The 21,689-nt window shown below is 71.8% G+C and carries 23 protein-coding genes and 2 pseudogenes; 16 read left to right on the top strand and 9 right to left on the bottom strand.

Translation table 11 applies throughout. The features are described from left to right. Together PUR56_RS24135 and PUR56_RS24140 are read left to right on the top strand one after the other, a co-directional pair. A partial coding sequence (locus PUR56_RS24135) for a cold shock domain-containing protein (protein ID WP_030397760.1) occupies positions 1-121 on the top strand: 121 nt, incomplete at its 5' end. Positions 122-935: 814 nt separating this feature from the next. Further along, positions 936-1,730 carry a hypothetical protein gene (locus tag PUR56_RS24140; RefSeq protein WP_329950429.1) on the top strand — a complete coding sequence of 265 codons (795 nt, stop codon included), beginning with the start codon at positions 936-938 and terminating at the stop codon, positions 1,728-1,730. A 151-nt stretch (positions 1,731-1,881) separates the two neighbouring features. Here the strand turns inward: PUR56_RS24140 and PUR56_RS24145 are convergent. Further along, positions 1,882-2,238 (bottom strand): annotated as a pseudogene (locus PUR56_RS24145) (PP2C family protein-serine/threonine phosphatase); the annotation flags it as partial. A 78-nt stretch (positions 2,239-2,316) separates the two neighbouring features. After that, positions 2,317-3,036 (bottom strand): hypothetical protein, encoded by a 720-nt coding sequence (locus PUR56_RS24150; protein ID WP_329950430.1) that lies wholly within the window; start codon positions 3,034-3,036, stop codon positions 2,317-2,319. Between the two features lie 155 nt (positions 3,037-3,191). Between PUR56_RS24150 and PUR56_RS24155 the strand changes: the two genes are divergently transcribed. After that, entirely contained in the window at positions 3,192-3,392 is a 201-nt protein-coding gene (locus PUR56_RS24155) for a hypothetical protein (protein WP_329950431.1), read from the top strand. A gap of 131 nt (positions 3,393-3,523) precedes the next feature. Here PUR56_RS24155 and PUR56_RS24160 read toward each other — a convergent pair whose 3' ends face one another. Further along, positions 3,524-3,748, bottom strand: a complete 225-nt coding sequence (locus tag PUR56_RS24160; RefSeq protein WP_329950432.1) for a hypothetical protein — start codon at positions 3,746-3,748, stop codon at positions 3,524-3,526. Between the two features lie 134 nt (positions 3,749-3,882). Here PUR56_RS24160 and PUR56_RS24165 point away from each other — a divergent pair, with 134 nt between their 5' ends. The 4 genes from PUR56_RS24165 to PUR56_RS24180 all read left to right on the top strand — a co-directional run bounded on the left by PUR56_RS24165 (position 3,883) and on the right by PUR56_RS24180 (position 7,053). Continuing rightward, positions 3,883-4,386, top strand: coding sequence for an N-acetyltransferase (locus PUR56_RS24165; RefSeq protein ID WP_329950433.1), 504 nt, complete (start codon positions 3,883-3,885; stop codon positions 4,384-4,386). 362 nt (positions 4,387-4,748) lie between these two features. Beyond that, positions 4,749-5,180, top strand: coding sequence for a peptidoglycan-binding domain-containing protein (locus tag PUR56_RS24170; RefSeq protein ID WP_329950434.1), 432 nt, complete (start codon positions 4,749-4,751; stop codon positions 5,178-5,180). A 168-nt stretch (positions 5,181-5,348) separates the two neighbouring features. Continuing rightward, positions 5,349-5,633, top strand: coding sequence for a hypothetical protein (locus PUR56_RS24175; RefSeq protein ID WP_329950435.1), 285 nt, complete (start codon positions 5,349-5,351; stop codon positions 5,631-5,633). A 631-nt stretch (positions 5,634-6,264) separates the two neighbouring features. Further along, positions 6,265-7,053 (top strand): LppX_LprAFG lipoprotein, encoded by a 789-nt coding sequence (locus PUR56_RS24180; protein WP_329950436.1) that lies wholly within the window; start codon positions 6,265-6,267, stop codon positions 7,051-7,053. Positions 7,054-8,073: 1,020 nt separating this feature from the next. Here the strand turns inward: PUR56_RS24180 and PUR56_RS24185 are convergent. Then, positions 8,074-9,501, bottom strand: a complete 1,428-nt coding sequence (locus tag PUR56_RS24185) for an NAD(P)-binding domain-containing protein (protein WP_329950437.1) — start codon at positions 9,499-9,501, stop codon at positions 8,074-8,076. Positions 9,502-9,624: 123 nt separating this feature from the next. Here PUR56_RS24185 and PUR56_RS24190 point away from each other — a divergent pair, with 123 nt between their 5' ends. From PUR56_RS24190 to PUR56_RS43555, 3 genes are all read left to right on the top strand, one after another. Beyond that, on the top strand, positions 9,625-9,978 hold the full coding sequence (locus PUR56_RS24190) for an ArsR/SmtB family transcription factor (protein ID WP_329950438.1): 354 nt from the start codon (positions 9,625-9,627) through the stop codon (positions 9,976-9,978). A gap of 52 nt (positions 9,979-10,030) precedes the next feature. Beyond that, entirely contained in the window at positions 10,031-10,504 is a 474-nt protein-coding gene (locus PUR56_RS24195) for a GNAT family N-acetyltransferase (RefSeq protein ID WP_329950451.1), read from the top strand. A 124-nt stretch (positions 10,505-10,628) separates the two neighbouring features. Further along, positions 10,629-10,853, top strand: a complete 225-nt coding sequence (locus PUR56_RS43555) for a TIGR02391 family protein (RefSeq protein WP_443034554.1) — start codon at positions 10,629-10,631, stop codon at positions 10,851-10,853. A 74-nt stretch (positions 10,854-10,927) separates the two neighbouring features. On the opposite strand, the gene arsB is transcribed toward PUR56_RS43555, so the two are convergent. Both arsB and PUR56_RS24205 read right to left on the bottom strand, forming a co-directional pair. Further along, positions 10,928-12,019 (bottom strand): ACR3 family arsenite efflux transporter, encoded by a 1,092-nt coding sequence (gene arsB, locus PUR56_RS24200; protein ID WP_329950439.1) that lies wholly within the window; start codon positions 12,017-12,019, stop codon positions 10,928-10,930. Continuing rightward, positions 12,019-12,324, bottom strand: coding sequence for an ArsR/SmtB family transcription factor (locus tag PUR56_RS24205; protein ID WP_329880157.1), 306 nt, complete (start codon positions 12,322-12,324; stop codon positions 12,019-12,021). The genes arsB and PUR56_RS24205 overlap by 1 nt, the downstream gene beginning before the upstream one ends. A 107-nt stretch (positions 12,325-12,431) precedes the next feature. Here PUR56_RS24205 and PUR56_RS24210 point away from each other — a divergent pair, with 107 nt between their 5' ends. Beyond that, a complete protein-coding gene (locus PUR56_RS24210; RefSeq protein ID WP_329950440.1) occupies positions 12,432-12,866 on the top strand; it encodes an arsenate reductase ArsC in 435 nt (144 codons plus the stop codon). A gap of 3 nt (positions 12,867-12,869) precedes the next feature. Beyond that, the gene (locus tag PUR56_RS24215) at positions 12,870-13,037 is read left to right on the top strand and encodes a hypothetical protein (protein WP_329950441.1); all 168 of its coding nucleotides are present in this window, start codon (positions 12,870-12,872) and stop codon (positions 13,035-13,037) included. A 181-nt stretch (positions 13,038-13,218) separates the two neighbouring features. Here PUR56_RS24215 and PUR56_RS24220 read toward each other — a convergent pair whose 3' ends face one another. Next, the gene (locus PUR56_RS24220; protein WP_329950442.1) at positions 13,219-14,841 is read right to left on the bottom strand and encodes an amidase; all 1,623 of its coding nucleotides are present in this window, start codon (positions 14,839-14,841) and stop codon (positions 13,219-13,221) included. A 1,012-nt stretch (positions 14,842-15,853) separates the two neighbouring features. Between PUR56_RS24220 and PUR56_RS24225 the strand changes: the two genes are divergently transcribed. The 4 genes from PUR56_RS24225 to PUR56_RS24240 all read left to right on the top strand — a co-directional run bounded on the left by PUR56_RS24225 (position 15,854) and on the right by PUR56_RS24240 (position 20,053). After that, positions 15,854-16,837, top strand: coding sequence for a D-alanyl-D-alanine carboxypeptidase family protein (locus tag PUR56_RS24225; RefSeq protein WP_329950443.1), 984 nt, complete (start codon positions 15,854-15,856; stop codon positions 16,835-16,837). 140 nt (positions 16,838-16,977) lie between these two features. After that, positions 16,978-17,892, top strand: a complete 915-nt coding sequence (locus PUR56_RS24230; protein WP_329950444.1) for an endonuclease/exonuclease/phosphatase family protein — start codon at positions 16,978-16,980, stop codon at positions 17,890-17,892. A gap of 84 nt (positions 17,893-17,976) precedes the next feature. Next, positions 17,977-18,786, top strand: a complete 810-nt coding sequence (locus PUR56_RS24235; protein ID WP_380363822.1) for a response regulator transcription factor — start codon at positions 17,977-17,979, stop codon at positions 18,784-18,786. Positions 18,787-18,790: 4 nt separating this feature from the next. Then, entirely contained in the window at positions 18,791-20,053 is a 1,263-nt protein-coding gene (locus tag PUR56_RS24240; RefSeq protein WP_329950446.1) for a sensor histidine kinase, read from the top strand. Between the two features lie 18 nt (positions 20,054-20,071). On the opposite strand, the pseudogene PUR56_RS24245 reads toward PUR56_RS24240, so the two are convergent. Further along, positions 20,072-20,362, bottom strand: a pseudogene (locus tag PUR56_RS24245) (GNAT family N-acetyltransferase); the annotation flags it as partial. Positions 20,363-20,681: 319 nt separating this feature from the next. Then, the gene (locus tag PUR56_RS24250) at positions 20,682-21,680 is read right to left on the bottom strand and encodes a helix-turn-helix transcriptional regulator (protein WP_329950447.1); all 999 of its coding nucleotides are present in this window, start codon (positions 21,678-21,680) and stop codon (positions 20,682-20,684) included. Positions 21,681-21,689: the final 9 nt, after the last annotated feature.

Below are 21,689 nucleotides of genomic sequence, written 5' to 3' on the forward strand. Positions count from 1 at the left end.
CGCCCACTACTCGAACATCAACGCCAACGGCTTCCGTGAGCTGCTCGAGGGCCAGAAGGTCGAGTTCGACGTCACGCAGGGCCAGAAGGGCCCGCAGGCCGAGAACATTCGTCCGCTGTAGTTTCTGCCACGGCACCCGCCCGGCGGCGAGGGGCCCGCACCGCATGCATGTGCGGTGCGGGACTCCACATGACGCCATGACACACCCCTGGCCGTTGAGTCCCCCTGCCGCCGGCCTGACGCACAGCGCGCGTCACAGCGATCTGGATCGTGCCGCGGTTCGCACACCTCCGCCCACATGAGGCGTCGTGCGACACCGATCACCTGCGCCGCACACGACCGGCGTCCTGCCGTCGCCTCCGCTTGATCCTCCCGGCCCGCCCCCTGAACCCTGCGCCGTCTGTGGCGTGGAACGTTCCGAGGACGTGCCACCCGAGAAGGGTTCTTCGCATTCCCGTTCCTGCCCGCTTCTCCTCGCTCCGCCGCGCCGCCTCAGGGCTGGTCCTCGCTGGCGTCCCGCGCCGATTTCGCGGCGATCGCGCCAACTTCTCCTGGCCTCCGACGACCACTCAAGCACCTGCTGCGCGAAGCCTGTTGGCGCGGCGATCGGCTGAGGTACTCACCCATCACGCCTACGCGTTCCGGGTTCGGCTCGTCCGGGTGGTGATCGGCATGTCGACCGGCCACCGGGTCCACGCGCTGAGCCGGGAGAACACCACGCCGCTGGTGTCGGCGCCGGCAATTGCTCTGTCGGCGCTCTGACCTCCGATCCGGCGCTTCCCTTCCCCGCCCCGGAGACGCCTGCCGATCGCCCACGACCGACAGATGCCGACCCACCGGTGCCTCACCTGCCGAGCCCCCGGCGCGGCACGCCTGACAACCGCAGCCGCTCATGCCCGCGCCCCGTACGACCGACCCAAGCAGGGAACTTCCTGATGCCGTTCGAGATCACGCACGCGACCGTCCCGGCGCCGGGCAGGGTCACCGAGGCCGTCATCGTCACGGGGCCGACGTTCGTTCTGGTCCTGGACGGCGCCACCGCCACGGGAGCCGCGACGGGCTGCGCCCACGACGTAGCCTGGTACGTGCGGCAATTGGCCGGCCTGCTACGCGCGCGGCTGCTCTCACCTGGCTCGCCCTGCCTGCGGGAGATCCTGCGTACCGCCCTGACCTCATTGGTCGAGGAGCACGGCCAAAGCTGTGACATGGCGAACGCGGACAGCCCGTCCTCGACCGTCGCGGTGGTCCGCGAGCGGGACGGCGTCCTGGACGTCCTGGTGCTCGGCCACTCGCCCGTTGCGCTGCAGCGGAGCAACGGAGCGATCGAGGTGATCGTCGACGACCGGGCGGCCTACCTCGACTCGTATACGGAGAAGGCCGTAAGCGGCTTCCGCAACAACGCCGCCGGAGGCTTCTGGGTCGCCGGTGCGAAACCCGAGGCCGCAGACCACGCACTGACAGCGAGCATCCCACTGTCGCGGATTCAGCAGGTCGCCGTGCTGTCCGAGGGTGCTGCCCACCTTCCCGAGCGCTACGGCTGGAGCTGGCCGCGTTTCATGGCCGAGCTGTCCGAGTCCGGGCCCGGCCGGATCATCGCCGCGACACGGGAGGCCGAGGCCGGCACGGCGCCCGGTGCCTTTCGGGGCAGGGCGAACGACACTGCCGCCGCCGTTCTCTGTCGCCCGTCCCCGCCGGCGCGCACAGCGGAAGCGGACCCCGTTCCCGGCTGAAGCACCGCCCAGCATCATGATCAAGTGCCGCTCCACGGCGCGGCCCGACAGCACCACCGCCAGTAGCCCGGCGGACATCACCGGCAGCCCGTGCCGGGGAACGTGGCGCCTCTGGTCACCCGGCGGCCGGGTCGTCCCGCGAACGGCGACGTCATGTGACGTCAGGTCCCGGGTAGGTGCCGGTTCGGGGGCCGTACCAGTCCAGGCACAGGACGGTGGCGTCGTCCCTCACGTCGCCCGCACAGGCGATGGTGACGGCGGCGACCAGGGCGCCGACGACCTCGCGGGGGTGGTCGGTGGAGGTGTCGAGGAGGAGTTGGGACAGGTCTACCTGTTCCGCTTGGCGCTCCTGCATGCCGTCGGTGTGCAGGAGGAGGCGGTCGCCGGGGCGCAGGTCGAGTTCCCGGACGTGGTAGGCGCCCTGGCCGTGAACGCCGAAGGGCAGGTTCGCCGGCAGGCGCAGTTCCTCGACCACGCCGGCGCGCAGGCGCAGTGGCAGGGGGTGGCCGGGCCCTCGCCCCGGCCGCGGCTGGGGCCGGAGCGGTGCCCCCGCGTTCGGGGGCGTCAGGGCTGACGGGACGGGACCTCAGGCCAGGACGTAACCCAGGGTGCCGCCGATGATCTGGCCCTCGCAGTTGGTCTGGTGGGACTCGAAGATCTGACGGTCCTCGTTCCTCAGGCAACGCAGCAGCGGCAGCGAGCCCACGCCGGCCGGCGGGGAGCTGTAGAGCCAGCCGAGGCGGGTCACGTAGGTCTGCCCCTCACAGTTGACGTCCGTGGTGGAGAAGTGGTCGCCGCGGACCTGGCACAGGTACAACGGCTGGGTTCCGGGGGCCTCGGAGGTGTGGAGTGTGCCGAGCGGCCCTTGCAGCTGGTAGGAGACCGGGGCGTTCCAGGTGGTGCTCAGGGTGTCGGACTTCTTGTGGTACCGGTAGAGGACGAAGGTCGGGGAGGTGACGATCGGCTCCCCGGTGCACAGGTATTCGACCGCGACCTGCACGTAGCCGTTGGGCAGCGAGGTGACGACGGCGGGGCCGGCCGTGAGCCGGCACTGTCCGGCGGTGAAGCCCTTGGCGGCAGCCTGGTCCAGCGCGGTCCGGTGGGCGGCCGCCTCCGCGATGTTGTAGGGGCCTCCCCCGACTCCGCCAAAGTAGAGCTGCACCGGGCCCACCGCGCCGACGGATCGCTCGGCGAAGGCGGAGGGAGCGGGGGCGGGAGCGTTCGCGGGGGCGGCGTTGGCGGGCGTGACCAGCGCCAGCGCCAGGGCACCGGCCAGGGCGGCGGAGCCGGCGATACGGCGGAGCATTCGCACGATGGGGCCTCTCTCGTGACCAGCTGGAGCCGACCGGCATGACCGGTCCCGACTGGAGTTCGGCGTAACGAATTGCCCCCCGACGGAAGTTGGGGATTCCGTGTGAAAGAAGAGCAGTCCCGCCGAGGGCCCGACAGCTCTGTCTACCAGTGCCGCCCGGAGCCGTCCACCGCCACCACGACCACGGTCTGCGACCTGGTCCGCCGCCATCAGAAGAACATCGGCTCACGCCGGCGCAGGCCGCGCCCGGGAAGATCGCCCTGATCGTCCTCGCGGTCCTGCGCCACGACCAGCGGCTCTGCGACATGGCGGGCGGCAACGACATCTCCGCCTCCACCGTCCGCCGATGACTGCCGGAGATGATCGAACTGCTCACCGCGCCTGGATTTCGCCCCGAAGAACATGACTCAAAAGGGTGGTGTTGTCGTCCTACTGGACGGAACCCTGCTGCGCACCCGCAGCCGCACCAGGGCATCCTCGTTTAGACGACCTTGTTGCCGTCGTCACTGAGCTGGACGAGCTCGGCCGCCCGGCCGGGACCCTCGATCGGACCGGCGGCGGTGTTGCCGGCCCAGTCCCACAGGAAGACGTCGTGCTCACCGCCGCCCTGGTAGGCGAGACGGGTCCCGTCGCCGCTGATGGACGGCCGGACCGCCGCGGTGTTGTGGATGATGTCGACGGTCTGCAGGGCCCCGGTGTCCGCCACTCGGCCATCTCCCGTCCCGATAAAGACAATCGGCCCCGGCGAGAATTTGGGTGGCGGTCACGGGTGGTCTCCTCACCAATCGAGCACCGCCGGGACCGAGAGCGGGCGGCCGCGCGCTTCTTCGGTCGGCCGCCATGAGCTGGCTTCCCGGTGACTTCGTCCACCCCGTCCTGGTACCGCTGCCGGGCGGTGGCCGTCACCTGCGACCGATCCGGGAGGCGGACACCCCGCTCGACTATCCGGCTGTGATGCGTTCGCGCGAGCGGCTGTGGACCGTCTTCGGCCCGGCCTGGGGCTGGCCCGCGGCCACCATGACCTACGAGGCCGACCAGGCCGACCTGTTGCGGCACGAGAAGGAGATCGCCGCACACCAGTCCTTCAACTACGCGCTGTTCGACGCGACCGAGACAGCTCTGCTCGGCTGTGTCTACATCGACCCACCGGAGAGGGCCGGCGCGGACGGCGACATCTCCTGGTGGGTGGTGGACGAGCTGGTGGGCAGCAAGGTCGAACAGGCCCTCGACACGCTCGTGCCGCAGTGGATCGCCGAAGACCGGCCGTTCGAACAGCCGCGCTCCCTCGGCCGCGAGATCTCCTGGTCGGACCGGCTCGCCCTGCCGGAGCATCCCGGCATGTAAGTGGTTGACGCCCGTACCGACCTCGAAGGCGGTCGATCGAACGGGAGTCTCGATCGGGTGACTGCGGCGGTTTCCGCGCGCGAGAGCAGGGCCTCCAGACAGCTCGGGGGTGCGATCCCGTTCCCGGTGGTTCACGGAGGCCCTGTTGTCGTTGTGGTCGAGACAGGGCTTCTGGAGCTGGCGAACCGTCAGCGAGCGCGTTCCGGCCCGCGCCGAGTTGGCGTGATCCGGTGGGGCAGAGCCCGATTGGCGGCTTTTCGACACGACCGGCGAAGGCGACACTGATACGTGGGCGATCGGCCCTTCAGGGTCCCCGGACGTCGCCCACGATCTTGAAGGGGGAGCACATGCGGTCCAGCTCGATGACGAGGTCCCTCGTCAGCCTCGCCACCGCCATCGCCATCGGCGGGTCCGCGGGCGCAGCCTTCGCGACGCCCGCGCCGGCCGCCCCACATGCGGCCGGCGCCCCGGCCGGCGCACGGCTCACAACCGTCGAGAACCTCGGCCTGAACACCTCCGAGGCCGAGTACCTCCAGGACTGGCTGGCGCTCTACTGGGGCTACCCCGGCGAGATCAACGGCCTGCTGGACACCGAGAGCTGGAAGGCCCTCCAGCGCTTCCTCCAAGCGAAGTGGGGCTACCTCGGCGCGATCGACGGCATCGTCGACACCGAGACCGTCCAGGCCCTGCAGCGCCGGCTGAAGGAGCACGAGAGCTACCACGGTCCGATCGACGGCATCGCCGGACCGAGCACCCGGGAGGCCTTCAAACGCTTCGCCGCACCCAAGTCCTGAAACCCCGCGACGGACCGCCGACACCGCCGGGGCCGTCACCACCCGAGAACCCGGCAGCGCACCCAGGCCGCGTGCGTCGCACCGAACTCCGCACAGCTGGGCACAGGTCGGCGCAGCACCCGGGCCCAGCGGAGCCAACCGGTTGAAGGACACGGCAAGACGCATGCGGTGACATGGGACGCCTCCGGCACGCCCAGGCGCCTCCAGGAGCCCGACGGCTACCCGGAGAGTCGCGTCGAGGACATCAACAACCAGCACGTGGCGACCGGGACGGCTGCCGACCGCGCCGGCGACAGCTGGGCCGTCCGCCGGGACCGCGACGGCAGGCCGACCTTCCTGGAGCGCCCGCCCGGGTCCATCCGCAGCTTCGCGACCGGCATCAACGACTCCGGGGAGGTCATCGGCGACAGTGAACACCGGCCCCGCTACCGCAGCAGGGCCATCTGGCGTTAGAACACCCGGCCGCTTTCATGCCGACCAGCCCGCTTCCAAGGCCAGCCCCCAAGACCGGCTCGGCACGGGACCTCGAAGCCGGATCGCACCGCGCACCAACGCCGAGTCGAGGACACCCGGCCCAGGTCCCGGTGCGCGGGCAGCAACCGGCTGCGGTTGGCGGACAGTTGCAGCGGGATGGGCGCGGCGGCGAGGTCAGGGCGGGTGCTGTCGGTCATCACGGGTGCTGCCTTCCTGGTCGGCGAGGAGAGGAGTCGGGGGGACCGCCTTGTGGCGGGTCAGCTGCGGTGTGGCCAGGCCGTGGCCATGTCGTCCAGGAGGCCGTCGGTGATCGTCGCAGAGCCTTTCCCCGATCCGGCCGGCAGCGGAGCGTGCAACGATCAGGACTTCCGCCTGCTCGGCCCTGTGCGTGCCCTCGTCCCAGCCCTCGACCACCGGTGGAGGACACGGCTCAGCCGGGTGCGACCTCCGGCCTTGACCAAGCCGACGGGAGAACGTGGGCGATCGGCTGAGAGCGGCCCCACCTCCGCAACAGCCGCCCCGCGCTGCACACCAGTCCCCTCCAGGCAATGCGATCAGTTGATATGGCAAGATCGGCGCACCATTTCAATCCCGGGGAGCTCTCGTCACCATGCGCCGCACCATCGCGCTCGCCGCCGCAGCGACGGCACTCGCTCTCACCGCTCTGACCGGCTGCAACGACGACGGCGCCGCCACGGCCGCGCCGACCGCCTCCCCGAGCCCGGTGGCCGCCTCCACCACCGCGGCGCCCACCGGCGCTTCCACGAGCACCGCTTCCACGAGTCCTGTGCCGGGCGCCTTCGACCCCGAGCAGGCCCTGGCCGCCAAGCGGGCGCCGTACTCCGCCGTCATGTCCTTGACCAGCGAGGTCGCCGGCACACCGTCGTTCACGTCGAAGGGGCGGGTCAACCCCCACGCGCCCTTCACCGGCCGGATGGAGCTGCGCTCCGTGGACGCGCCCGGCGAGGAGGGCGTTCACACTGAGGTTGTCCTCGCAGAGGACTTCGCCTATAGCCGTGACCTGACGAAGCCGGGCAGCGGCTGGGCCAAGATCCCGCGCTCCGCCGACGAGGACCAGGCGGACTACGCGAAGTACGCCGCGCTGCTGCTGACCACCGGCCCCTCGGCCCGCAAGGGCATGGAGGACGTCGCGGGCACCCCCGCCTACCACCTGTCCGGCCGCCTGGAGGTGGAGCAGATCGCCGCTATCGACCCGAAGACCTACCGCTCGATGAAGGGCAAGATCACCACCTTCGACTGCGACCAGTGGATCGACAGTCAGGGCCGCACGCTCCGCTTCGAACAGCGGACGACCCTCCGGGGCCAGGCTAACGTGAACAAGATCACCTTCACCGAGTTCGGCGACCCCGTGACCGTCACCGCGCCCACCAACGACTGAGCCCGCGACCGGCTCCTGAGCCTGAACCCCGCCGGAACGTGCCGGCGCGACCCCGCTCACATCCAGCAACCTGCACCAGGGGCTTGACACAGCCTCTCCGTCCGACCGGTGCCGGTCACCCGCTTCGGGTGGCCGGCACCGCAGACGATGTCGCCGGGCCGATCCAGGGCACCGGTCAGACAGACCACCGGGTCCGGCACGAACTGGCCTCCGTGCGCCCGCATCACCTCGCCCTCGGCCCTCGCCCGGTGAAGGTTGTGCTCAGAGCACCAGCAGACGGCTACGTACGCCACCATGCCTCCAGCACGCGTCCGCGCCACCATGCCTCGGCGGCCAACGGGCTCAGGAGACGAGCTCTTCTTCCGTCGGCATGACCGGATCATCCACCCCGACCAGGCAGACCGTCCACGAGATTCCTGGCAGGCCATCCATCGTCAATCGCGGTTCGGCGTAAGCGGCCGCTATGACCGCAGGCCCCCCGTCGCGCCGTGGGATGTCTCTCCACCATCCCCCGCCAGGTCTTCTCGACAACCGTCTCCTCAGCCATCCCGCGATCATGACGTCCGCACCCGGCCAGGACAACCATTGTCCCAGCCCTGCGACCGCTCAACGCCCGCAGGCGATGGCCCGGATTGTGCGATGGATCCGGGGGGCACCGGCAGCAGCTCAGCGGACGGAGCACCGGCGACCCGGGTTCTACCACGCGGCGCGGGGGCACACGGCGCAGCAGTTGCTCGGCGGGTTCGGCGTCCAGGCGATCGGCGTCGCCGGGGTAGCCGTAGCCGGAGGACAGTGCGGCGCGCAGCTCGGGGAGGGTCTCCACCGGCGGCCGGCCGATGCGGCCGTGGCCCCCGTTCCGCCCGGCGGGCCGGGGGCTCACCCCCACAGCCTCACCTCTGATCGTCACTCCCCGGCGCCGGGCCGGGCCTGTGGTGTCGACGCTAGCCGTCCAGGTCCCGGCCGTGGGGCTGTACCGGCGAACCTGCGGACCAGTTGGAGGCCGGCGGGGCCCGCCTTCGCCTATTCCTGGCCGGGGACGGCCTGGACGGTGCGGCGGCGGGGGGCGACGCAGCAGCCACCGTCGGCCGGGGCCTGCTCGGGCGGGGTACCGATGCTGACGGCGACCGGGGCGGGCACGGCGACCGGGGCCGCGCAGCAGCCACCGTCGGCGCCCTGTTCGGCGGCAGGCTCGTCGAACAGGCCTGCGCCGCCACACACCCCGGTCTCCGGGAGGGTGAGCTCGACCCGCCGAGCGGCCTCGTGGTCGCCGGCGAGGTGGGCGGCGACGGAACGGACCTGCTCGTAGCCGGTCATGGCGAGGAACGTCGGAGCCCTGCCGTAGGACTTCATACCGACCAGGTGAACGCCCTTCTCGGGGTGGGAGAGCTCGTTCACGCCGTGCGGGTAGACGGTGCCGCAGGAGTGCTGGTTGGGGTCGATCAGCGGGGCGAGCGCCGCGGGGGCCTGGAGGCGGTCGTCCAGGTGGAGCCGCAGCTCGCCCAGAAAGGACAGGTCCGGGCGCAGGCCCGTCAGGACGATGACCTCGTCCAGATCCTCGGCGCGGTGGCCGTCCTCGGAGACGAGGGCGAGTCTGTCGCCGGCCTGTTCGACGCCGGCGGCCCGAAAGCCTGTGAGTGCACTGGCGTGCCCGTTCTGGACGGCGGCATTGGCTGCCTGTCCCAGTGCACCGCGCGCCGGGAGCTGGTCGGCGCTGCCGCCGCCGAAGGTCGAGCCGGTGATGCCGCGACGCAGGATCCACACCGCGTGAGTGCCGGTCTCCTCCTCGGCGAGGTCGGCGAGCACGGCGAGGGCCGTGAAGGCGGAGGCGCCGGAGCCGACGACGGCGGTCCGCCTGCCCGCGTACCGGGTGCGCACGGCGGGGTCCCCCAGGTCGGGGACGCGATAGGAGATGCGGGCGGCGTGCGTCTTCTCGCCGATCGCCGGGAGGCCGTCGGCGCCGAGGGGGCTGGGGGTGGACCAGGTGCCGGAGGCGTCGATGACCGCGGCAGCGGTGATCCGCTCCTCACGGCCGTCGGCGGTGGTGACGTGGACGGTGAAGGGCTGGTCCTCACGGCCGGAGTCGACCACGCGGTCGCGGCCGCTGCGGGCGACGCCGGTCACCTGGCTGTCGTAGCGGACCTTGTCAGCGAGGGCGTCGGCGAGCGGCTGCAGGTACAGCTCGGCCCAGTCGGCGCCGGTCGGGTAGGTCGCACCGTCCGGGCGGGTCCAGCCGGTGGGGGCGAGGATCTTCTCAGCAGCGGGGTCAACGAGCTCGGCCCAGGTGGAGAACAGCCGCACGTGGCCCCACTCGCGCACCGCGGCGCCGGCCAACGGTCCCGCTTCGAGCACCAGCGGGGTCAGACCGCGTGCGGTGATGTGGGCGGCGGCGGCCAGGCCGATCGGGCCGGCGCCGATGACGAGGACTGGCAGGTCGTGGCCTTCGGGCATGGCGATGGTCTCCTTCGAGGTGAGCGGTCGGTGGAGATGAACCGCCCCTCTGATTCGATGAATATCGATATTCTGGCGATCTCGACCTTGCCACTCGGGTTCGACAGATGTCAACATAGACATATGTCGAATTTGGAGTTGGCGGTCCTGGAGCCCAAGGCCGTGCCGTGCTGCCCGCCGATCACCTCGGCGGAGCTGTCGGCCGAGGACGCGGTACTGATGGCCGCGATGTTCAAGGCGCTGTCCGACCCGGTGAGGCTGCGGCTGTTCTCGAAGATCGCCTCGCACCCGGGCGGGGAGGCGTGCGTGTGCGACATCCAGGACGTCGGGGTGTCCCAGCCGACCGTCTCCCACCACCTGAAGAAGCTGCGCGAGGCCGGACTGCTGACCAGCGAGCGCAGGGGCACTTGGGTGTACTACCGGGTCGCGCCGTCCGTGGTGGCGGGTATGGCCACCCTGCTCGACCTCAACCGCTGACCCGCCACCCGAAGGAGCCCCGTTGCCGCACGCCGTCGCCACCCTCGGGCCGATGGGGCCCGAGCACGCCGAGCAGGTCCTGGCGATCTACCGGGCGGGCATCGAGGAGGGCAACGCCACCTTCGAGACCGTTGTCCCCGCTTGGGACGCCTTCGACGCCTCCCGCCTGACGGAGCACCGCCACGTCGCCCTCGGCCCGTCCGACGAGGTGCTGGGCTGGGCCGTGGTCAGCGCGGTCTCCGCCAGGCCTGCCTACGCCGGGGTCGTCGAGCACTCCGTCTACGTACACCCCGGCTGCCGCGGCCTCGGCATTGCCGGCGCCCTCCTGGAGGCGCTGATCGCCTCCACCGAGGCGGCCGGGATCTGGACCATCCAGTCCGGGGTGTTCCCGGAGAACACCGCCAGCCTCGCCCTCCACTCCAGAGCAGGGTTCCGCGTGATCGGCACCCGCGAGCGCGTCGCCCGCCACCACGGCGTCTGGCGCGACGTCCTGCTCATCGAGCGCCGCAGCCCGGCCATCGACTGACACCCCGCGCCCGCCGGTGACTGCCACGTCAAGAGGGTGGCGCACCGAGGTGCAGGCCGGCAGCGCCGGGCGTCGGCGACAGCACCGGGCGACAGCACCGGGCGGCGGTCCGGCGCGCGGAGACGTGTACTGCGACGGGACGCGGGAGGCGAGGGAGAAGCTCGGCGGCGACACCTACCGCAGTGGCCACCGCAGTGCCGCGGCCTTCGCGAAGGGTTGCTTCGCCGCCATCCGCAACCCCGACAGCCACGAGGCCAACCTGCCCGAGCTGCCCGAGCGCGAAGCCTTGGAGCAACGGCTCTCTCAGCGTGCCGGCCCGGTGAGTGGCCCAGCGACGTCGGAGGCCTGATTCGCCGCTCGGCCCGGCAAGCCCGCGAGATTCACCGGCGGGCACGCCGGGTCACGGCGTCGTGGTCGCAGCGGTCAGGCGGCGGCCGTGTACTTCTTGCGCCAGGCGAGGGAGACGTAGACCAGGGCGATCAGGACGGGGACCTCGATGAGGGGGCCGACGACGCCGGAGAGCGCTTGGCCGGAGGTGACGCCGAAGGTGGCGATGGCGACGGCGATGGCGAGCTCGAAGTTGTTGCCGGCGGCGGTGAAGGCCAGGGTGGCGGTGCGATCGTAGGCGAGACCGATGGCCTTGCCGAGGGCGAACGTGCCGAACCACATGATCGCGAAGTAGACGAGCAGCGGCAGTGCGATGCGGGCGACGTCCAGCGGCTGGGAGGTGATGGTCTTCCCCTGCAGAGCGAACAGGACGACGATCGTGAACAGCAGCCCGTACAACGCCCAGGGGCCGACCCGGGGCAGGACGTTCGCCTCGTAGCGTGCGCGACCGAGCTTCTTCTCGCCGAGGCGGCGCGTCAGGAAGCCTGCGAGGAGGGGGACGCCGAGGAAGACGACGACGTTGAGAGCGATCTTCCACATGGAGATGTCCAGGCGCTGCCCCTCCCCCAGGCCCAGCCAGCCGGGCAGCAGGTCGAGGTAGAACCAGCCGAGCACCCCGAACGCGATCACCTGGAACATCGAGTTGAGGGCGACCAGGACGGCCGCGGCCTCCCGGTCGCCACAGGCGAGGTCGTTCCAGATGATCACCATGGCGATGCAACGCGCCAGGCCCACGATGATCAGGCCGGTGCGGTACTCCGGCAGGTCCGGCAGGAACACCCAGGCGAGAGCGAACATCACCGCCGGGCCGACGATCCAGTTGATCACCAGCGACGAGGTCATCAGCCTGCGGTCACCGGTCACGGCGTCGAGCCGGTCGTAGCGCACCTTCGCCAGCACCGGGTACATCATGACCAGCAGACCGGCCGCGATCGGCAGGGAGATCCCGCCGATCTCGACCTTCGCCAGCGCGCCGTTCAGTCCGGGGACCAGCCGGCCGAGCCCGATGCCGGCCGCCATCGCGGCCAGGATCCACACCGCGAGGTAGCGGTCGAGGAAGGACAGCTCGGCCGCGACCGACAGGCGGTCGGTCGACCCGGGCGCCGGGGCAGGCCCGGTGCGGGCCATCAGCAGGACCTCTTGGTGTCGGCGTTGGCGCGAGCAGTGGCCGCGAGGTCGGCGAACTGCCCCGACAAGGCCTCCAGCACCTCCGGCCGCAGCCGGTAGTACGTGAACCTGCCGCAGGGCTCGGTGTCCACCACGCCCGCCTCACGCAACACCTTGAGGTGGTTGGAGAGGTTGGTCTGGCGGGCGCCGGTCTCCTCCACCAGATGGGTGGTGCACAGGGTCTCGCGAGCCAACAGGGTCACGATCCGGAGCCTGAGCGGGTCGGACAGCACCCGGATCAGATCAGCGTCGACTGACATCATCATGGACTGATATTGTCACATCATCCGCGACTGATACCAGCCCGTGCTGGCCGGCGCTTCGCGTCCGCCCCCGCCGGCCGCAGCGCCCGACCATGAAGGACACACCTCCGATGACCGCTACCGCGCCCGCCGCGTCCGTGCTGTTCGTCTGCGTCCACAACGCCGGCCGCTCCCAGATGGCAGCCGGATTCCTCGCCCACCTCGCCGGGGACCGCATCGAGGTCCGCTCCGCCGGCTCCGCGCCCGGCAACGAGATCAACCCGGCCGCTGTCGCCGCCATGGCCGAGGTCGGCATCGACCTCTCCGACCGGGCCCCGAAGGTCCTCACCGCCGAGGCCCTCCAGGCTTCCGACTACGTCATCACCATGGGCTGCGGCGACGCCTGCCCCTACCTCCCCGGAAAGACCTACCTCGACTGGAAGCTCGACGACCCGGCCGGACAGGGTGTCGACGCCGTCCGCCCCGTCCGTGACGCCATCCGCACCCTCATCGAGAACCTGATCGCCGAGATCGACGCCAAGTCCACCGCAGGCCACGAGAGATGACCCATGACCGACACCGCCGCCTGTACAGACGCCCATAGCGTGATCATCATCGGCTCCGGCCCGGCCGGACACACCGCCGTGTTCTGCACGGCCCGGGCCCAGGAGGAGAACAACGCCGAACACCGGCGTGTGCACGCCGGCGCAACCGCCTGGCATCCGTCCGCCCGGTGACATGAGAGCAAGTCGCGGGGGCGGTATGACTTCGGCGGTGCTCGGCAAGCCGGAGCGCGAGCCGCCTGGCCTGGCCGCCACGATGGATGCCGCCGTCGAGGCCCGGCGCACCACCCACCCGGCCGTCCGGGGGTTCGGCGCCCGGCGCCCCGAAAGGCCGTGGGCCTCGACCGCGGGCGGGCTACGGGAGGGTGGGGAGGTAGTTCGGGGCGTGGCGGGCGTGAGAGGCCTGCTCGAAGGCGTAGGCGTAGCCGAGCAGACGGGCGTCGCTGAAGCGCGTCCCGAGGAAGGAGACCCCGAGCGGCAGCCCCTGGTCGGTGTAGCCGGCCGGCACGGTGATCTGGGGGTAGCCGGCCACCACCGAGTTGTCGGTCGTGCTGGCGAACGGGCTGGGTGCGTCGGGCTGGAAGTCCACCGGCGTGGCGGGGAGCGTGGTGGGGGTGACGATCGCGTCGAGCTTGTGGACTGCGAGGGTGTCGTCGATGGCGCGCCGGGCCAGGTCGACCGCGGCGGCGCGGTGGGCCCGGTACTGCGGATCGTCCACATTGCCGTCGGTCTGCTCCGCCAGTTCGAAGTACTCCTGTCCGAACCTCGCCATGTCCTCGATGTCGGCGTGCTCCTCGTTGTACGCGATGAGGCCCGCCAGGTCGGCCGGATGGGAACCCGGCGTGGCCGCGAGGTAGGCGTTGACGTCGTGCTTGAACTCGGTCATCAGGGCCGGGAGCAGGTGCTCGTGGAGCTTCTCGGGCTGCGGCACGTCCGCACCCTCGACCACGGTGGCGCCCAGCTGCTTCAGCCGCCGGACGGTGGCGTCGAAGACCCGGTCCGCGTCGGGGCTAATGCCCGTGTGCCCCTCGCGCCAGACGCCGATCCGCTTGCCGCGCAGCGCCCCCCGGTCCAACACCGCGCGGTAGTCGGCCGGGAGCGTGCCCGCGGCGGGTGCGGTGTCCGGGTCCGCGGGATCCGGCCCCTGGATCGCCCACAGGGTCAGCGCGGCGTCGGTGACGTTGCGGGCGATGGGACCGGCGGTGTCCTGGCGGCTGGTGATCGGCACAATGCCGCTGCGGCTCACCAGCCCCAGCGTGGGGCGCACGCCCACCGTCGACGTGGTGGCCGCCGGGTCCACGATCGAGCCGCCCGTGTCGGTGCCGATCGTCACCGCCGCCAGACTCGCCGCCGCGGCCGCCGCCGACCCGCTGGACGAACCGCTCGCACTGCGGTCGAGCACGTACGGGTTGTGGGTCTGCCCGCCGACCGCGCTCCAGCCCGCGACGGCCATCGGGGAGCGGAAGTTGGCCCACTCCGTCATGTTCGCCTTACCCAGGACGACGGCCCCGGCCTCGCGCAGCCGCCGGACCAGTTCCGCGTCCTTGGCGGGCTTCGCCCCCGACAGCGCCGTCGAACCGGCCGTGGTCGGCTGCCGGTCAGCGGTGTCCATGTTCTCCTTGAGAAGGACCGGGATGCCCTCCAGCGGTCCGCGCGCACCGTGGACGCGCCGCGCGCGGTCGCTCGCACGCGCGATGGCCGCCGCGTCGGGGTTGACGGCCACCACCGCCCCCAGACGCGGGTTCAGCCGACGGATCCGGTCGAGGTAGAGCCCGGTCAGCTGCTCGGAGGTCAGCCGGTGGCGCTCCATCGCCTGCTGCAGACCCACAATCGTCACCCGGTCCAGATCCACCCCCGCGATCCGGTCCGCGGCCCCGGCAGGCCCGGCGTCGGCCTGCGCCGCCACCGGCGCCAGCAGAGCCATCGACACAGCCGCGACCGCCGCGCAGCGCAGCGGAGTCCTGACGAACGAACGCATGGTTGTCTCCCACCCTGTTGCCGAGGCACCCGGCACGGAGCACCCTTGCGGCTCCGCCCCGACGGCGCCACCCAGCCAAAGTACGGAGGGTGCGGCGCGCGGCCTCGATCTCGTACCCACCACGCTAGGCACGCCGCCCGCCCACCGACACGAGGCACACCCCCCAAACGATCAAGGGCCATCCCCCGGACCGGGGGTGGGGACTACCCCACCCCGTCACAGGCCCGACCAGTGCCGACAGGCCGACAGGCCGGAAAACTGAGGAGCCGACGTACGGCGGGGTCCTCCGGCTGCAGGCGGGCGACGAGGCCGGCGTAGTCGGCCCGGGCCGCGTGGCCGGCCAGCTGGACGCCTCCGGGCCGCCCGCCGGGGGAGAGACTCGCGGGAGCGTCCCTCGGGTGTTCGCGGGCGATCACGCGAAACACGTCGGGGCTCGGGGCGCTGTGGAGAACCAGCTGAGGCGTGATGGCGAGTGGGAGCGGGAGCGTGGCACGGGAGGTGAGGGGGACGCGTCCCGGCTGGATGCGGCGGACGACGACCGGCAGTTGCTGAAGCTGCTCCGGGCGCGGGTCGGCGAAGGCCCACCGTCCGAAGCGGATACCGACGCGGACGCGGAGTCGGCGAAAGATCCAGTCCCGCCCTCACCCGATCGACGGCTGCCTCCGCGAGACCGGGCTGATCATGGACGGCTGACCACGACCAGGCCCGAAACCACGCTTTCAAGTTCAGCAGCGGAGTGAGGACACCGGCCGGCCCGGTGGTCCCCACACCATCGGGACCACGACAGTCACGCAGTACACGGCTGATACAAACCCGCGCGTCAACGGAAGCCCCGCTACGCGCAGGCTGAAGTGCCGGTCACGGAGCCTGTAGGCACACCTGGTGACCACTGCCACCGGGTTCTTCGTCCCTTTGGCTCTGGGAGGCCGCTGTCGTGTCTGTGCCCACGCAACCTGAAGTCCGAGACCCGCACACCACCGCCGGTCGGCTCCCTCTGAGGCGCCGTGGGGCGATGTGGGCCTTGGCCGTCGTCATACTCGTCGGTGTCGGCGCCGGGGGTGGCACGCTGGTCCCTCGGCAAGGCGGCGGTGCCGGGCAGGTCGACGACAGCCGGACGGGCCGGGCGCTGGTGCTACCAGTGTCGGACGCGATCGCCGCTCTCGGGCTCCCGTGGCCGCAGGAGGGGCAGTCGGCCGTCGCGGCGGCGAAGGTCGGCGTACTCGCCGTCAGAGGGGGGCAGCAGCCGGTGCCGATAGCGAGCGTGACCAAGGTGATGACGGCGTACGTCGTTCTCCGGGACCATCCGCTCAAGGACGGCGAGGACGGGCCGACGATCACGGTCGACGCGCAGGCCGCCGCCGAGGCGGGTTCGGCGGACGAGTCGACCGCTCCCGTCACTGCTGGGCAGCGCCTGACCCAGCGCAAGCTGCTGGAGGTGATGCTGCTGCCCTCCGCCAACAACGTGGCGCGGCTGCTGGCCCGGTGGGACGCGGGCAGCGAGGAGGCGTTCGTGTCCCGGATGAACGCGGAGGCCGCCCGGCTGGGGATGACAGGCACCACCTACACCGGGGCCAGCGGCCTGGAGGCCACGACCGTGTCCACCGCCGCCGACCAGCTGAAACTGGCCCGTGAGGCGATGAAGGAGCCGGCGCTGCGGGCCACGGTGGCCCTGCGCAACACCACGCTGCCGGGCCGGGCCGAGCCGCTGCACAACACCAACAGGCTGCTCGACCTGCCCGGGGTGGTGGGTCTGAAGACCGGTTCGACCACCTCGGCGGGCGGGAACCTGATGTGGGCGCTGGAGGTCGCCGACGCCGAGAGCGGCTCGGGGCGCCGGCTCGTCTACGGTGTGGTGCTCGGCCAGCGGGCCGGCGCCGCTCCCGCGGACGGCATGCGGGCGGCTCTGGAGAGCAGTGGCCGGCTCGTGGACGCCCTGCGGCGGAAACTGCCCGGCGTCCTGCCGACGCTCGACGGCGGCCAGCGGGAGTGGGCGTGAGCACGCGCACCGGCACGGTTCCGGCGACGACGCCTCCGGCAACGGTTGTCACGGTCCCGGCCCACGGGTCGGGCGACGGCGACGGGCCGCGCCGCCGGACGGTTCGTAGCCGTCTTCCTCACCGCCCAACCCGTCGGGCCGTGGGGCGGCGCGGGCGGCTGATCGCGGGGGCCGCCGCTGTGCTCGCCGCCCTGACGGGGCTGAACCCCTGGCTGCCGAACGGCCCGGTCAACCTCGCCAGCCTCTGGCAGACCGTGCTGCCCTGGTCGGGCCTGGGCATCATGGTGCTACTCCTCCTGGCGGCACTGCGACGCTCCGCCGCGGCCGCGGTGGCCACGCTGCTGCCCGCCCTCGTCTGGAGCGTCCTGTTCGCACCGGCTCTTCTCGACAAGCGCACGGGCGGCGGGGACTTCACGATCGTCAGCCACAACGTCAACGAGGACAATCCGGACCCCGCCCGGACGGCGCGTGCCCTGGCCGTGTCGGGAGCCGACGTCGTGGCGGTGGAGGAACTGGCGAGCCGCGCGCAGGAGGCATACCGGCGCGAGCTGGCCACCGCCTACCCCTACTCCCAGGTGCGCGGGGGCATCGGGCTGTGGAGCAAGTACCCGCTGCAGGGCGTGGAGCCGGTGGAGATCATGCCGTGGACCCGGGCCCTGCGCGCGACCGTCCAAACGCCCAAGGGCCCCATCGCCCTCTACACCGCCCATCTCGCCTCGGTCCGGGTGCGCTTGGACGCGGGATTCACCACCGCCGGCCGCAACGACGCGGCCGCCAAACTCGCTGCGGCCGTCCGGAGCGAGCCGCTCGCGAGGGTCGTCGTCCTGGGCGACTTCAACGGCTCCTTCGGCGACTCCGCGCTGCGCACGCTCACCGGACAGCTGCGCTCGGCCCAGCAGGAGGCCGGGGACGGTTTCGGCTTCACCTGGCCCGCGCCGTTCCCGGTGGTGCGCATCGACCAGATCCTGGTGAAGGGCATCACCGCGCGGTCCGCGTGGACTCTGCCCGACACCGGCAGCGACCACCTCCCGGTCGCGGCGTCCCTGCAGCTGTGACCGCTTCCGCCCGCCCGCACCCGCCGGGGCAGCGACCCGCGCACCGCTGCCCCGGCGGCCGCGAACGGTCCCCGACGTGTTGGAATGGGCACCCCACCCCCAGGCGACGACATCGGAGAGCTCTTGTCCGCCACCCGAGTACCTCACGCGGTCAACGTGCTGCTCGTCGAGGACGACGCGATCATCCGCCGCTCGGTCCAAATGGCCCTGGAACGCTACGGGTACCAGGTCGACGTCACCGGCGACGGGCTCGACGGCCTGGACGCCGTTCGGGCCGGCGAGCACGACGTCCTGATCTTGGACGTGATGCTGCCCGGCCTCGACGGCATCAGCCTGTGCCGACGCGTCCGTGAGCAGACCCTCACCCCCATCCTGATGATGTCCGCCCGCGGCGACGCCCTCGACGTCGTGGCCGGCTTGGAGGCCGGCGCCGACGACTACGTCGTCAAGCCCGTCGACATCCCCGTGCTCGTAGCCCGCATCCGCTCCCTGCTGCGCCGCGCCACCTTCCACGACCGAGCCGCCGCGCAGCCCGCACGGGAGGAGCAGCCCGCGCCGGGCGAGCCGCACAGCCGGCCCCCGCGCTCCCCCGCCGGGCCGGTGCCGGACCTGCTCACCTTCGGTGCCCTCACCATCGACCTCCGCGGCCTGGACGTGTGTGTGGACGGCCGGGCCGTCCCCCTCACTCCCACCGAGCTCCGCCTGCTACTGGTCTTCGCGGAGAACCCCGGCACGGTCCTGGACCGCCGCCGCCTGCTGCGCGAGGTGTGGGACTACGGCTGGGAGGGCGACACCCGAGTCGTCGACCTGTGCGTGGTGCGGCTGCGGAAGAAGATCGGCGCCGAGCGCATCGAAACCGTCCGGGGCTTCGGCTACAAGCTCGTACGGAGCTGACGCGATGACCGCACGAGGCGTCGGCCCGCGCCTGCTGGACCCGCGCTCCCTCCGCTGGAAGATCACCGCCCTGGTCGCGCTCGCCTGCGGTGCGATCGCCGTGGTGATCGGCGTGCTCGTCCACCGAGCGACCGCGGAGCGGGGCGACCGGACGGGGCGCGACCTGGCGATCGCCCGGCTGGGCTCCGCGGAGCAGGAGTTCTCCCGTACCGGCCGCCGCCCCGACTACGCCTCCCTCCAGCCCAGGGACAGCCTGCCCGGGCCGCTGGCCCAGGCGGTCCAGGACGCGCAGGTCCCCGGTGAGTACGCGCTGTGGTACGACGTCAAAGCACCGAACTGGTACTGGATGTGGGCGGCCGTCCCGGTCGGCGACGACCAGGTGCTCACCGTCCGTACCGACTTGAGCGCCACCGTGCGCAGCCTCCAACTGCTGGACCGCAGCATCGTCAAGGCCGCCCTCGCGGCCCTCGCCGTCGTCGTACCCGTCACCGCGCTGGCGGCAGAGCGGATGAACCGGCGCCTGCGCCACACCTCCCGGACCGCCCGCCGGATCGCGGACGGCGATCTCGACGCCCGCATCGGCCGCCGGGGCCGCGCCCGCGACGAGATCACCGAGATGTCCACTGCCGTGGACGAGATGGCCGCGACGCTGCAAGGGCGGCTCGCCGCGGAGAAGCGCTTCACTGCCGACGTCGCGCACGAACTTCGTACCCCGCTGATGGGCCTGGTCACCGCCGCCGGCTTGCTGCCCGAGGACGATGAGGCCACTGACCTGGTGCGTACCCAGGTCCGCGCCCTGCGCGGCCTGGTGGAGGACCTGTTGGAGGTCTCCCGTCTCGACGCCGGTGCCGAGAGCGCCCGCCTCGACGAGGTACCTCTGGGAGATCTCATCGACGAGGTGAGCAGGAAGGGCGACGGCCCTGTCCGGCTCCGGCTGACGACACCCGCCACCGTCCGCACCGACCCGCGCCGCGTGGAGCGGATCATCACCAACCTCATCGCCAACGCCCATCGGCACGGCGCCGCCCCCGTCGAGGTCATCGTCGCCGGCAGCCGGATCACCGTGCGCGACCACGGACCCGGTTTCCCGGACACCCTCCTCGCCGATGGGCCGCAGCGCTTCCGCACCGGGGCCGCGGAACGCGGCCACGGCCACGGCCTCGGCCTCACCATCGCCACCGGCCAGGCCGCAGTCCTCAACGCCCGTCTGACCTTCGCGAACGCCCCAGAGGGCGGAGCCGTCGCCACCCTCGATCTCCCCGCCTGACCGTCCGTCGCGGTGGGCCACTGGTTCGAGGAAACGGAGGATCTGGCTGCCGAGGAACACGCCACGAGCTTCCGGTGTCACGTACATGCGCCTGATCTCAGCGGTTCCGGGCGTCGTCATGTGCCAGCCCCCGCAGCCGAGTGCTTGAGGGTGGTCCTTGAGATGTGCGACGACGAAGCGGCCGTGCGGCGCGTTGAAGTGTTCGGGCGGTGTGTCGAGCGGGTCGTCGGCGAAGCCGTAGGTTGCGAGCTGTTCGGGGCGTTCCAGGCGGTCGCTGTCGCCAGGATGCCGGCCAGGGGTGGCGGCCAGGGGTGGCGGCCGACGAGTCCGTCGGTGGCGGTCTTCGCGCCGGGCGTGACGACCTCGGGACTACCCCACAGGGCGGTCCGGGTGAGGGCGGTACCGGTCTTCTCGGAGAGGACAACCGCGGCAAGTCTCCGTACGACCTCGGAACGGGGCAGAGATCCGCGAAGCCAGGCGTAGGCCGCGGTGAGGTCGATTCGGGGTCGACACTCGTCTTGGCGGGCCCCAGACGGTCACGACGTCCTTCCGCGCCTCGGCCGCCCTTCCTTAGGTGCCCTGCTTCGGACCTCGGGCATCGAGCTCCGGCGGTGTCCCGCCTCGGGCCTCAGGAATCGGAACGCAGGCCTCGGGGCGACGCGTTGTAGGAGGCGGCGATCGCGGCGGCGCGGTCGCGCAGGCGGTCGCGCAGCCATGGCGGGGCCAGGGCCTCCGCGTCGGTGGCGAGCTGCCAGAGCGCCCATTCGGCGTGCCGGGGATCCTGGAAGGTCGCTTCGAGCCGCAGCCAGCCGTCCGGGCCCTCGACTTCTCCGGCGTGGACGGTCAACGCGGTGCCCCCCAGCTCGTCCCGCCGCGCCCGGTCCACCCGGAGCAGCACGGTGACCTGGTCCCCGCCGGTGCGGAACCGGATGCTGCGCTCCTCCCACGCTCGGCCCAGGTCGATCCGGTCCGGCCGCTGGGCCGGTTCGGCGAGCTCCTCGGCGGCCACGATCCGGGACAGCCGGTAGGTGCGGTCCTCGCCTGACCTCGCGGCCAGCAGGTAGCCCTGGTCGCGGACGGTGACCAGCCCGATCGGGTCCACCGTGCGCCATTTCGGGGCCTGGTCCACCGCCGCGTAGTGGATGCGCAGCTTCTGTCCGGCGAGCACCGCGCGCCGGACCTCGGCCATGACGGCGTCGGGCACCTCCTCGGCCTTCCGTCGACGCGCGAGGAGGTCGGTGTCGGGATCGACGAGCAGTCTCCGCACGGAGCCTGCCGCGGTCGCCCGGGAGTTCTCGGGCAGGGCGTCGACCACCTTGCGCATGGCTGAGGCGAGCGCCGCGCCGAGGCCGAACGCCTGGGTGCCGCGCCGCGATCCGGCAACCAGCAGGGCCAGTGCCTCGTCATGGCTGAGTCCGGTGAGCTCGGTCTGGAATCCGGGCAGCAGGGCGAACCCGCCGTGGCGGCCGCGTTCGGCGTAGACCGGGACGCCGGCGGCGGACAGCGCCTCGATGTCGCGCAGGACGGTGCGGGTGGACACCTCCAGCTCGGCGGCCAGAGTGGCGGCCGACATCCGGCCGTGCTGCCGGAGCAGCAGGACCAGTGATACCAGGCGGTCGGCGCGCATGGGAAAACC

The organism is Streptomyces sp. BE303 (assembly GCF_036290945.1).
GTDB lineage: Bacteria > Actinomycetota > Actinomycetes > Streptomycetales > Streptomycetaceae > Kitasatospora.